This window comes from Rhodospirillaceae bacterium (assembly GCA_002728255.1).
Taxonomy (GTDB): domain Bacteria; phylum Pseudomonadota; class Alphaproteobacteria; order UBA7887; family UBA7887.
In genome coordinates this window covers 12301-24481 of the sequence record PBWV01000015.1, presented here as the reverse complement: position 1 = coordinate 24481, position 12181 = coordinate 12301, and the positions used below count along the sequence as shown (strand labels likewise).

Annotated in this window: 9 protein-coding genes and 1 tRNA gene; 3 read left to right on the top strand and 7 right to left on the bottom strand. The window is 44.3% G+C overall.

Translation table 11 applies throughout. The features are described from left to right. Positions 1-39: 39 nt before the first annotated feature. The 6 genes from CMM32_03745 to CMM32_03720 all read right to left on the bottom strand — a co-directional run bounded on the left by CMM32_03745 (position 40) and on the right by CMM32_03720 (position 8478). On the bottom strand, positions 40-1254 hold the full coding sequence (locus CMM32_03745) for an acyl-CoA dehydrogenase (GenBank protein ID MBT06013.1): 1215 nt from the start codon (positions 1252-1254) through the stop codon (positions 40-42). Between the two features lie 151 nt (positions 1255-1405). Continuing rightward, on the bottom strand, positions 1406-2746 hold the full coding sequence (locus tag CMM32_03740; GenBank protein MBT06012.1) for a dihydroorotase: 1341 nt from the start codon (positions 2744-2746) through the stop codon (positions 1406-1408). A 27-nt stretch (positions 2747-2773) separates the two neighbouring features. Then, on the bottom strand, positions 2774-4135 hold the full coding sequence (locus CMM32_03735) for a DNA helicase (GenBank protein ID MBT06011.1): 1362 nt from the start codon (positions 4133-4135) through the stop codon (positions 2774-2776). A gap of 181 nt (positions 4136-4316) precedes the next feature. Next, entirely contained in the window at positions 4317-6281 is a 1965-nt protein-coding gene (gene parE, locus CMM32_03730) for a DNA topoisomerase IV subunit B (GenBank protein MBT06010.1), read from the bottom strand. A gap of 274 nt (positions 6282-6555) precedes the next feature. Beyond that, entirely contained in the window at positions 6556-7968 is a 1413-nt protein-coding gene (gene glnA / locus CMM32_03725) for a type I glutamate--ammonia ligase (protein MBT06009.1), read from the bottom strand. Between the two features lie 171 nt (positions 7969-8139). After that, positions 8140-8478 (bottom strand): transcriptional regulator, encoded by a 339-nt coding sequence (locus CMM32_03720; protein ID MBT06008.1) that lies wholly within the window; start codon positions 8476-8478, stop codon positions 8140-8142. A 262-nt stretch (positions 8479-8740) separates the two neighbouring features. Between CMM32_03720 and CMM32_03715 the strand changes: the two genes are divergently transcribed. Together CMM32_03715 and CMM32_03710 are read left to right on the top strand one after the other, a co-directional pair. Beyond that, positions 8741-8817, top strand: a tRNA-His gene (locus CMM32_03715). A 90-nt stretch (positions 8818-8907) separates the two neighbouring features. Beyond that, entirely contained in the window at positions 8908-9762 is an 855-nt protein-coding gene (locus CMM32_03710; GenBank protein MBT06007.1) for an SAM-dependent methyltransferase, read from the top strand. Between the two features lie 149 nt (positions 9763-9911). Here CMM32_03710 and CMM32_03705 read toward each other — a convergent pair whose 3' ends face one another. Continuing rightward, on the bottom strand, positions 9912-10673 hold the full coding sequence (locus CMM32_03705) for a short-chain dehydrogenase (GenBank protein MBT06006.1): 762 nt from the start codon (positions 10671-10673) through the stop codon (positions 9912-9914). A gap of 261 nt (positions 10674-10934) precedes the next feature. Here CMM32_03705 and CMM32_03700 point away from each other — a divergent pair, with 261 nt between their 5' ends. After that, positions 10935-12128 (top strand): hypothetical protein, encoded by a 1194-nt coding sequence (locus CMM32_03700; protein ID MBT06005.1) that lies wholly within the window; start codon positions 10935-10937, stop codon positions 12126-12128. Positions 12129-12181 lie beyond the last annotated feature (53 nt).

The window sequence follows — 12181 nt, the reverse complement described above, 5'->3', positions numbered from 1 at the left end:
ATTTGCATAGAAAGCCTTAACGGCTGTGGTTTTAGAAAATTATCCACTAAAAGCTTGTAGTCCAGTCTGAGCTCTTCCAAGAATTAGAGCATGCACGTCATGAGTACCTTCATAGGTATTTACCGCTTCGAGATTCATCACATGCCTAATAACGTGATATTCATCAGATATTCCATTTCCACCATGCATGTCCCGGGCATTTCGAGCAATTTCCAGTGCCTTCCCAGCAGAATTTCGTTTAATAATGGAGATCATTTCAGGCGTCGCGAGATTCTCATCCTTCAATCGTCCTACTCGAAGGCAGGCCTGTAGGCCAAGGGATATCTCCGTTTGCATGTCAGCTAGTTTTTTTTGAATCAACTGGTTTGCCGCTAAAGGTCGGCCAAATTGATTGCGGTCTAGGGTATATTGTCGTGCTGCATGCCAACAAAATTCAGCCGCCCCGAGGGCGCCCCAACCTATCCCATAACGGGCGTTGTTGAGGCATCCAAAAGGTCCTTTGAGTCCGCGGATATCTGGAAAGACGTTGGCTTCGGGGACAAAGACGTCTTCTAGTATGATTTGTCCAGTGGGAGCGGCACGAAGCGAAAATTTTCCGTCTAACTTTGGAGTGTTTAATCCTTCAAAGGATCTCTCTACAATGTATCCTCGGATATTTCCTTCGTCATCTTTAGCCCAAACAACCATGATATCGGCTATGGGACTATTAGTTATCCAGGTTTTGGTACCATTTAGTACAAAGCCATCGGCAACTTTCTTAGCGCGGGTATTCATACTACCGGGATCGGATCCGTGATCCGGTTCAGTAAGACCAAAGGAGCCGATCATTTTTCCCGAGGCGAGTGGTGGTAGATATTTTAATTTTTGTTCCTCTGTTCCATAAGAGTAAATCGGCCACATAACCAAGCTAGACTGAACGCTTAGACAGGACCTGTAGGCAGAATCAACGTATTCAATTTCTCTCGCTATCAATCCGTATGCCACGGAACTAGTGCCAGCACATCCATATCCATGAATAGTGCAACCCAGAATTCCCAGTTGGCCCATTTCTTCCATTATTTGGCGATCAAAGGTTTGTTCACGATTGCCTTGCAAAACTTCTGGCATTAATCGGTCTTTTGCAAATGATTTAGTCGTGTCCCGAATAAGTCGTTCATCTTGGCTTAATTGGTCATTAATTGAGAAGGGATCTGCCCAATCGAACCTTGGAGCCAATTGATTGTTTGACGTTCTATTCTTCGCTGAAACAGGCATTTCTAACGCTCCAAAAATATTGCCACTAATCTACTTAGTATATGTTTTGGCTGTTTTATTTACCAATAACAATAATTAGGTTCCATAGTGCTTAAAATTAATAAAAATACGTAGGTTGGCGATTTACCCATACAGGGCATAGCTCAAGATTTTAGTTAAAGCTAACGGCTTTCCCAGTTTGGGAGCCAACTACTTTGCAATCTCTAACGACCGGATTCCCTCGAAGAATAGTAGTAACTGGCCAGCCAGTAACTTCTTTATCTAAAAAGGGGCTCCAGTCACATTTACTCGCGAGCCAGTCACGGGAAATTGTCCGTTTGGCTTTCAGGTCTACCAAAGTAAGGTCCGCATCAAATCCTGTGTGGATAAAACCTTTATTGAGCAAACCATAAAGGCGGGCAGGGCCGGCGCTTGTTAAATCTATAAGACGTTGCAAGGTGAGGCGTCCGGAATTCATGTGATCTAGCATTATTGGCAATAAGGTCTGTACCCCGGGCATGCCAGAAGGTGTTTTGGGATAGTCTAAGGATTTTTCTTCATGGGTGTGAGGAGCGTGATCTGAGCCAATTGCATTAACTATTCCGTCAGCTATGCCACGCCAGAGCCCTTGTTGATGTTCTTGGTTTCGAATCGGAGGATTCATTTGAGCATAAGTTCCCAAACGTTCGTAGCACTCGGGGGCGGATAGCGTGAGGTGTTGGGGGGTGCATTCTACTGTTGCAAAGTCTTTAGCCTGTTCAAGAAGGTCAATTTCTTCCTTTGTTGTTATGTGTAGTACATGAACGCGTCGGTTAGTAGATTTTGCTAGGGCCAGAAGGCGCTTTGTAGAACGGATGGCAGTTTCTTCATCTCGCCAAATTGGATGAAGTTCAACCCCGCCTCCCGAGTCTCTTATACCCATGCGAGCGTTCAAACGCTCCTCATCTTCAGAATGTACTGCAGCCCTTCGAACGCCTGATTGCAGAACTTGTAATAACAGCTCGTCATTAGGTATGAGTAACGAACCTGTGGAAGATCCCATAAATATTTTTACACCAGAACATCCGGGCATCTGTTCAAGTGAAGGTAGTGATTCAATATTTTCTGGGCACGCTCCTACAAAAAATCCGTAATCGCAGTGGTATCGGTTCTGAGCCCGGTCCAATTTATCTTGAAAGGCAGATTCTGTTGTGGTTGGGGGAGAGGTGTTAGGCATTTCAAAAACAGTGGTTACCCCGCCGAGTATTGCAGCCCTGCTTCCACTTTCCATATCTTCTTTGTGTTCGTTGCCAGGCTCTCTAAAGTGCACCTGACTGTCGATAATGCCGGGCAGTATATGGAGCCCTTTTGCATCAATTAAATCTGCGCAATTTGTATTGGGCAGGGTGCCTAGGGATGCAATCTTTCCGTCCTTTATACCGACATCACACTCCTCCACTATATCCGGGGTCGCAACTATTCCCCCTTTTATAAGAAGATCAAATTTTTGGTTTTTATCGTCATTATCTGACATTGGAAAAGCCCACTTCTAAGTTTAGTTTTATGGAATTAAGGTCTTTTTGAGTAAGAATGCTGGCACTGGACCACCCCATTTGGTTTCAGAAATACTGTTGTCCCTTAGGTTACTCGGGGATGGTCGAACGTTTCTGGGTTCAGGCTCGGATGGTGTCGCTTTTCCAATTTTCGGCCGCGGCACTGTTTTCGGTTGAGACGTCAAGGAAGACCCAGTCACACTGTTCGCTTTCCCTTGTCTGGTGGTTGATTGTGGCTTATTTATTTTTTGTTGCGTTGCTTTTGATTCACTTCTGATTTCATGTCCTATCAGTTTATTGATTGCTTCTACATATCGTGAATCCTCCGGGCAGACTAACATGAATGCGAAACCATGTTTGCCAGCCCTCCCGGTTCTTCCTATTCGGTGGACATAGTCCTCTGCATGAAGGGGAACGTCATAGTTAAATACATGAGTAAGACTTTCTACATCAATTCCCCTCCCGGCAACGTCTGTAGCTACTAATAATTTGATATCACCAGTTTTGAACTTTTGTAGAGTTGTTTCTCTTGCGCTTTGAGCCATATCTCCGTGAAGAGGTGCACTAAGAAACCCATATCTCCTAAGCGATCGATTTAGGACATCCACATCCTTTTTTCTATTGCAAAAAATAAGGGCGTTTAGCAAACCTTCCCGTTTTAAAAGTTCCCTGAGAGCTTTATTTTTAGAGCGAGGAGTAACCTCGATAAGAGATTCTGTGACTGTTGACGCAATAGTTGCCGGGGGTGCAACAGTAATTTCAGTTGGATTAGTCAAGAAAGTTTTAGTTAATTTTCGAATTTCGTCGGGCATTGTTGCTGAGAACATCATGGTTTGTCGTTCTTTGGGAAGGCAGCCAACGATTTTTTCTACATCAGGAATAAAACCCATGTCCAACATTCTATCTGCTTCATCGATAACTAGAAATTTTACATCATTTAGTAAGAGAGATCCGCGATCAAAGAGGTCTAGAAGTCGTCCAGGGGTAGCAATAAGAACATCTACTCCTCTGGTTAACCTCTTCTGTTGTTCTTCAGCAGAGACGCCTCCAATTAGAAGTGCCATGCTTAATTTTTCGTATTTACCATAGGTGACAAAATTTTCGGAGATCTGTGTTGCTAATTCCCGAGTTGGCGTAAGAATAAGAGATCGTGGCATGCGCGCTCGGCCGCGGCCCTTCGAAAGACGCTCTATTATGGGTAAAGTGAATGAAGCTGTCTTGCCAGTGCCAGTCTGAGCGCAACCCAAGACGTCGGTGCCGTTTAAGACGGCGGGAATTGCCTGTGATTGAATAGGGGTAGGCTCCGTATATCCTGCATCCTTAATAGCATTTAGGATATTTGCGCCCAAGCCTAGATTATTGAAAGACATATTAATCGCTGATCAACTAGAGATCGTAGACGACAAACAAATGTTGAGATACCTTGGCTCCATTGTTGGGGTGTCTCACGCATATAGCGTTAGGCGTTGCAGATGTCAATGAGGAACGCAGATTTGCCGAATTTTGATAAGGTGAACATACATTAAATTAGCCTAGCGAGGCTATTTCGTATTAAATATCCAGACTATCAAATATTGGTGCGTTTTCTTGAAGAAAACTTAACCTGAGTTCTGGTTTTCTCCCCATGAGTGATTCAACGGTGGCACTATCGATTGATTTCTTTCTTGGACTGGCAACTATTTGCAACAAAGTTCGGGTCTCTGGAGCCATGGTAGTTATTTTAAGTTGTTTTGGAGGCATTTCCCCTAGCCCCTTAAAACGACTGATTTCGGTCTTACCCTTGGCATTTCTTTTCTGGATTTCTTCGAGATGATTGTCGTCTCGTGCATATTCAATATTGCCTCCACGGGTTAACCTATAGAGTGGCGGCTGTGCTAGGAAAAGATGACCATCAGTTATTAATTGAGGCATTTCCCTCCAAAAAAAAGTCATCAGCAAGGCGGCAATATGGGCCCCATCTACATCCGCATCGGTCATTATTACAACTCTTTCATAGCGAAGGTCCTGGGGGCTATATTGGGCTCCTGTGCCACATCCTAAGGCAAGAGTCAGATCAGAAAGTTCTTTATTAGCCATCAATTTTTCTTTTGTAGCACTGGCTACATTTAGTATTTTACCTCTCAAAGCAAAAACCGCTTGTGTTTTTCTTTCTCTTGCAGCTTTGGCTGACCCACCCGCAGAGTCACCCTCTACCAAAAATATTTCTGTTCCACCAGCCTCGGTTTGGGCACAATCTGCTAACTTTCCAGGAAGGCGAAGCCTGCGGGTCGCGGTCTGTCGTTTCACCTCTCTCTGCTTGCGTTTGAGCAAGCGGTGTTCCATATTCTCTAACGCAAATTGCAATAACTTATCCGCAAGTTGAGGGTCGTTGGTTAGCCAATGTTCAAAGTGGTCCTTCACGATTCCTTCAACTAGTTTAGAGACCTCCGGTGTGTTCAGCTTTTCTTTGGTCTGGCCTTGAAATTGGGGTTCAGATATGAACACCGAGAGTACTCCGCAGATATGGGAAAAAATATCCTCTGCAGTGAGTTGGGCTGCACGTTTTACCTTGGCTAACTCACCGTAGGACTTTAGTCCACGAAGTAAAGCGGTCTTCAGTCCACTTTCATGACTGCCGCCATCAGGGGTAGGAATCGTGTTGCAATAAGATTTAAAAAATAGTTGGTTGGTATCATGGAGCCATGAGAGCGCCCATTCCAACTTCTCACCATTTTTTGTTTGAATATCTCCAGAAAAGCCGTCCGGTGTGACCGTTTTTGTGCCTTGGGTCTTTAATTGAAGGTAGTCCCTTATTCCTCCTGAGAATTTTAGGGTTTGTTTGGGAGGGACGCTTTTATCTTTCTGCAGCCACTTTTCGTGGCACTTCCAGCGTATTTCTATTCCACTACAAAGGTAAGCCTTTGAGTTAGCCATTTGGTAAAGAAGAGTTGGGTTAAATTTTGCTTTATCATGAAAAATCATTTTGTCCGGATAAAAGGTTACACTTGTTCCCTTTTTAGTCTTAGCGCTTTCCACCTTTCTTAAGGGGCTGGTTGGTGTTCCCTTGCGGTATTCCTGACGCCACAATACTTTTTCCCGAACAACTTCAACGACTAATTTCTCCGATAGCGCGTTAACAACTGATAATCCCACCCCGTGGAGACCTCCAGCAGTAGAGTAGACCTTATTGGAAAATTTTCCGCCAGCGTGTAATGTTGTCAAAATTACTTCTAAGGCCGATTTCTTTTTGTGTTTAGGATGCTTATCCACCGGGATGCCGCGTCCATTATCGACAACATTTATGCCCCCATCCTCGAGGAGAGCTATTTCTATAGTGGAAGCATGCCCTGCTACTCCTTCATCCATAGCGTTGTCCAATAACTCGGCAACCAGATGATGCAAGGCCCTATCATCAGTTCCACCGATATACATGGCTGGGCGACGTCTGACTGGCTCGAGGCCCTCAAGGACCTCGATATCTTTTGCCGTATACTCTTTTGGGTGGCGGGGCCTTTGGGATTCGAAAAGCGTGCTCATCGTGATTGCCTTATACTTGAGGATCAATTATCCATATGCCTAGATATAGACAATAATATCAAATTAGGATCAAGATCTAGATAATAGTCAAAGGCTGCTGAAAAAATAACCTCACTTGAGACGCGGCCGGTTGGTTATCCCATTTGCATGACTATGGGTAAATTCCTTTGTCAGACAGGTAGCGATGCCACTATATTACGTAGGAGCGCGATAGGTCGCATTTTTTCGACTTCAGTTGAGTTCTTTCTCACGAACCTCGATTATCACCCAATAATTACACACTGTAATACATATCAAACTCGACAGGGTGAGGAGTATGTTCAAATCGATAAATTTCCTCCCATTTCAATTCGATGTAGGCAGAGATCTGCTCATCAGTAAACACATCCCCTTTAACAAGGAATTCTCGATCCTTATCGAGAGCCGTCACGGCTTCTCGGAGGCTCGCGCAAACTGTAGGGATATCTCCCAATTCCTCGGGAGGCAGGTCGTACAGATTCTTATCCATCGCTTCTCCTGGATGGATTCTATTCTGAATGCCATCTAATCCAGCCATTAACATGGACGTAAACGCGAGGTATGGATTAGAAGATGCGTCAGGAAAACGGACCTCTACGCGTTTGCCGTTTGGGCTAGAGGCAAAGGGAATACGGCAACTAGCCGACCGGTTGCGGGCAGAGTATGCTAAAAGAACCGGAGCCTCGAATCCCGGGACTAAACGCTTGTAACTATTTGTAGTGGGATTTGTAAAAGCGTTAATCGACTGAGCATGTTTTATAATCCCTCCAATATAGTACAGAGCTGTTTCTGATAAATCAGCATATCCATTTCCAGCAAAGCTTGATTTGCCATCTTTGAAAATAGATTGGTGGACATGCATACCTGAGCCGTTGTCGTCTATTATCGGCTTAGGTAGAAAGGTCGCTGTTTTACCATAGGAGTGGGCTACTTGGTGAACCACATATTTATACAATTGGACGTTGTCTGCACACCTAACCAAGCTAGCAAATTTTATGCCTAACTCGTTTTGGGATGGGGCAACTTCATGATGGTGTTTTTCCATCTCTACTCCCAATTCCATGAGGGTGCTGACCATTTCAGCTCGCAAGTCCGTCATGGTATCGACAGGTGGGACAGGAAAATATCCGCCCTTAATACCTGGGCGGTGCCCAGGATTCCCGCCCTCTAATTGATTGCCAGTGTTATATGGCCCTTCATCAGAGTCGACGCGGTAGAAGGTATTGTTCATTGATACGTTCCATCTAACATCATCAAATACAAAAAACTCTGGTTCAGGGCCAAAAAAGGCGGTGTCGCCAACTCCAGATGATTGCAAATATGCTTCAGCTTTTTTCGCGGTTGATCTAGGGTCCCTGCTATAAGATTGACCCGAAACAGGTTCCCGAACATCGCAAAAAAGCACTAGAGATGGTTGGGCGGTAAATGGGTCTAAGGTGGCCGTGGTGGGATCAGGAACTAAGGTCATGTCCGATTCTTGGATTCCGCGCCATCCGGCGATAGATGAGCCATCAAACATTATACCTTCTTCGAATACTTCCTCTTCTACCGTATTGACCGTTTGAGCCGTATGCTGCCATTTCCCACGTGGATCAGTGAATCTAAAGTCCACAAAAGCAACATCATTATCTTTTATCATCTCAAATACTTTTTTTACCGCGTCGTCCATTACTTTGACTCCAGTTTTGCTTACTGTCCTAACACTATGTTCAAACCGCCTTGCACTACTTTCCCCGGAAATAACCTGCCTCTGTAATGTTAAATTCTGACAGTTTTTCCCTTCACCTTATAGCTAGCCTTCGGATGCTCTTTCCAAAATCCGATGTCGGCTGTTGAAAAGCTACAGTGCCTCAGGCCCAGTTTCTTCAGTCCTAATTCGTATTGCCTCTTCTACTGAACTTACAAAGATTTTTCCATCTCCAATTCTGCCTGTGTGCGCAGATTTTTGGATTGCCTCCACAGCCCTTTCAACTAAATTATCATCTATAACTATTTCAAGTTTAATTTTTGGAAGAAAATCGACGACATATTCAGCGCCTCTATACAGCTCAGTATGGCCCTTTTGTCTGCCGAAGCCCTTGGCTTCAGTAACGGTCATTCCCTGTAAGCCCACTTCGTGAAGGGCTTCCTTTACCTCATCTAACTTAAACGGCTTAATTATGGCCTCAATCTTTTTCATATATAGGTAGTCCTAGTTAAAAGGTCCAAATTTCTCAGCCAACAATAAACTATTTTTAATGATTGATGTACCGTTATCCCATCGGTTTTTAGGGAAATCTAGCTTTTTATAGCAAAAATGTGGCCATATCGTCTTTGATAAAGTGGGCCAAGCCCAAATTTTCTATAAAATCGCTTTTTTTTTACTATGTGGTGATAGAAAGTATTTTTATAAGAGTACAGGGAGGTGTATAGCTCCCCAAAGAATACAAGGCTGAAATACGGCGGGTGTAGCTCAGTTGGTTAGAGCGCTTGATTGTGGATCAAGAAGTCGGCGGTTCAAATCCGCTCACTCGCCCCATTTTTTGCTCCTAGAGCTCGGGATATCGGTCCTTCGTAATCTCAGAAATGGGCAAAACACGGATAAAATCAACCGGGATGGTTGCGCGAAATGGTAAGTGAATTGGTCGTAAACGTGGATCAACAACAATTTTGGAATGAGGTCAAAGGGGATTTTTGGGTAACTTTGAAGCCAAGGATTGACCCGCTACTTTCACCATTTGGTGTAGCGGCGCTTAATGCTTTGAGTGCGGCTAAGGGCGAACGTATTCTTGATGTGGGTTGTGGAACAGGGGAAACGAGTGTTGAGTTGGCAAAACTCGTCGGTCCGGGGGGCAAAGTCCAGGGCATTGATTTTTCCCGACCTATGTTGGAGAGGGCGAGAGCGGAGGCGGTTAGCGCTCCGCAGGGGGTGTTGAGTTTTAAGGAGGGTGATGCTGAAGTTCAACAGTTTGTTCCAAACTACTTTGATGCGGTCTTTAGTCGATTCGGTGTCATGTTTTTTGATGATCCAGTAGCGGCGTTGGGCAATATTCGAACAGCAATCAAACCTGGTGGTCGCTTGGCATATGTCTGTTGGGCCTCCAGGAAGGATAATCCATGGATAGGAATACCTACAGGAGCAGCTCGGCAGTTTCTTGATATTCCGCCAGCACCTCCGGATGACGCACCAGGACAGTTCGCTATGGAACGGGAAGCGCGTATCTTTGATGTGCTGGGAAGGGCTGGATGGTCTGAGGTAAGTGTCGAAAAGTTTGAGATGGAGCATAATATGGGGAAGAACGTTAGTGATGCTGCAGGTTTTATATGCCAAATGGGTCCTATGTCTGAGCCTTTTGGCAATGCAAGCCCAGCTCTAAGAAGCAAATGCATTACCGCTGTTGAACAAGCCTTAGAGCCATTTAAGACTAGCCGTGGGATCGATATGAAGTTTAGTACTTGGATTGTAAGCGCTAAGAACCCTTAAACTTGGAGTGGATCAGTGCAGCAGGGCTAGCCCATGGCTGTATAGCTCATATGCTAAATAGGCTAAGCCCACTCCACTTAACATCAGAGGGATCCAAGGGGAAAGTTGCTTGGCAGGTAGGTCACGATCAATTTTCATAACTTATTTTCTTAAGTAGCACTCGTCCCACTGTCAACGGGAAGAATCGTTCCCGTAATCAGGCGGGAGTCATGAGATGCTAGGAACAATGCTAAATTAGCTATGTCATTCGGTTCGCCAAGGCCCAAAAGATGCCGACTTACTATGGCATCGTTCCCAGTTTCCTCCCCTGCCTCTAGAAGTTTTTTTACTCGGTCAGTCTTTATGACGCCAGGGGCTATGGCGTTTATGCGAATATTCTTTTTTGCGCACTCCGGAGTCAGTGCCTGTGTCAATGCGATGACACCACCTTTGGCCGTAGAATATGCAGCAGCGCCCTCACTTCCAACCAGAGCTCTGATAGATGTCATATTGATAATGGAACCACCCCCAGATTTTGCTAATTCGGGGATACCAAATCTACACCCAAGGAAAGTTCCGAAAAGATCCGTTTTTATGGTTCTCCACCACTCTTCAAGAGGCAGGGTTTCGACAGCCCCATCTTTTGCGGAGGAGCCCCCCGCATTGTTGTGCAATATGTGCAAGCCTCCAAGCTCGGAAGCAGCTCCTTTTATGGAACGTTCCATTTCTTCAGCTTCGCTAACGTCAGTCTCAAAAAAAAGTCCTGAAACTCCAATCGCTCTAATTTCGGCGATAGTGCGCTCGCTGGTTTCTTTGTCCCAATCAAGTATGGCTATGTTGGCTCCTTCCCGAGCAAAGGCCAGCGCAGTAGAGCGTCCTATACCTGTTCCACCACCAGTGATTACAGCGCATTTACCTTCTAATTTGGGCATTTTTCGTCCTACTTTTTTGTTCCTAGAGGGAAAGCATATAGTGTCAGGTATAGTTTGTTTGCATGTCTTATTTTCGATGAATTGCTTTTGGTAAGTGGTCCCAGCATTATTCGGTAATAGGCATATTGTATTTAAGTTGGCCTATGTTTAACATTATTGAAGGGCGAAGGGCTACATAAGTTCTAAATAATGCATAATAGCACCACTAATATTCTGGTTCCGGATTTAGGTTTTTCAAACAAAATCAAAGTCCGTGGGAAGATGCTTTGCTGTATATTTTTGTTTGTGTTAAATATTTGTTTTTACAAAATTATTCCTTTCGCTTCAGCTGAAATGTTGGCTATCCTTAATTATGAGTCAAAGGCTCCAGAGTCTTTAGAAGCCCTCCAATTGCAAGTAGGTGGGGAGGGTCGAAGAGAGGGGATAGCAATTATTGAGTTAGACCCTCTTTCCTTAGATTATGGAAATATTTTGATCGACATTCCAGTTTCACCGGAATTGGTTTTGCATCATATTTTTTACAATAGAGATTTGACCAAAGCGTATATTACGGCCCTGTCTTCCAAGGATATGTATGTAATTGATCTAGAAAAATTTCCCTATCGTTTAAAATCGATTCCTATGCCCGATTGTAAAGTACAAGAAAATATTATTTTTTCAGACGATAATATGACCTGGTATGTTACCTGCATGGGCTCGGAGAACGTTATTATAGGCGATGCGGCCAATGACCTGGTAACAGATATAATAAAAATTCCTAAGACCTATCCTCATGGAATTGCTTTGAATGAGGAAATTGATCGACTTATCGTGGCCAATTGTGTGGCGCCGGATTTTAGTGGTGTTGGGAATACCATAGAAGTGATTGAAGCCAGCACTCACAGGCATATAAGGTCTATTGTAGTCGGAGAAAACCGGGATAGCGCTCCAGTCGAGGCAGTTTTTATACCTAACTCAACCCCCCCTGCTGCTTATGTAACCAATATGATGGAGGATACCTTATGGGTACTCGTGTGGACCGCTTCAGATGAAAGGTTTGTTGCGCATAAAGCTTTTGATTTTGGATCATTAGGGGCCCACATGCCATTAGAAATTTATTTTAATAAAAAAGTAGATAGGCTTTACGTGACGACAGCGGATCCTGGAATGTTTCATATTTTTGATATATCCAATGGGATAGAGAGCCCGTCTTTAATAACTTCTTTGCCAACTGCTGGAGGATCTCATCACGTTGCGTTTTCACCTTCTGAAGAAAAAGCATATGTCCAAAATTCCTTGCTTAATCTGCCTGGGATGAATGATGGCTCTATCACTGTAATTAATTTAGAATCTCTGGAGGTGGAGGGTAATATCGATACGTTAAAGGACCTTGGGCTAGCCCCAAATTCCATAACTATGCTACCTAAGTGGTATCATCCTGCCGGCCATTTCAATAATGGTCCTTATCCTGATTGAGGTATTTTAATCGTGTCGGCGTTCAGTTAACAGGCCCTAAATTAGAAAAGTCT

Coding starts and splice junctions, on each gene's coding strand:
- CMM32_03700 (MBT06005.1), top strand. CDS start 10,935: ATGCTTTGCTGTATATTTTTGTTTGTGTTAAATATTTGTTTTTACAAA.
- CMM32_03735 (MBT06011.1), bottom strand. CDS start 4,135: ATGTCTTTCAATAATCTAGGCTTGGGCGCAAATATCCTAAATGCTATT.
- glnA (MBT06009.1), bottom strand. CDS start 7,968: ATGGACGACGCGGTAAAAAAAGTATTTGAGATGATAAAAGATAATGAT.
- CMM32_03745 (MBT06013.1), bottom strand. CDS start 1,254: ATGCCTGTTTCAGCGAAGAATAGAACGTCAAACAATCAATTGGCTCCA.
- CMM32_03705 (MBT06006.1), bottom strand. CDS start 10,673: ATGCCCAAATTAGAAGGTAAATGCGCTGTAATCACTGGTGGTGGAACA.
- CMM32_03720 (MBT06008.1), bottom strand. CDS start 8,478: ATGAAAAAGATTGAGGCCATAATTAAGCCGTTTAAGTTAGATGAGGTA.
- CMM32_03710 (MBT06007.1), top strand. CDS start 8,908: ATGGTAAGTGAATTGGTCGTAAACGTGGATCAACAACAATTTTGGAAT.
- CMM32_03740 (MBT06012.1), bottom strand. CDS start 2,746: ATGTCAGATAATGACGATAAAAACCAAAAATTTGATCTTCTTATAAAA.
- parE (MBT06010.1), bottom strand. CDS start 6,281: ATGAGCACGCTTTTCGAATCCCAAAGGCCCCGCCACCCAAAAGAGTAT.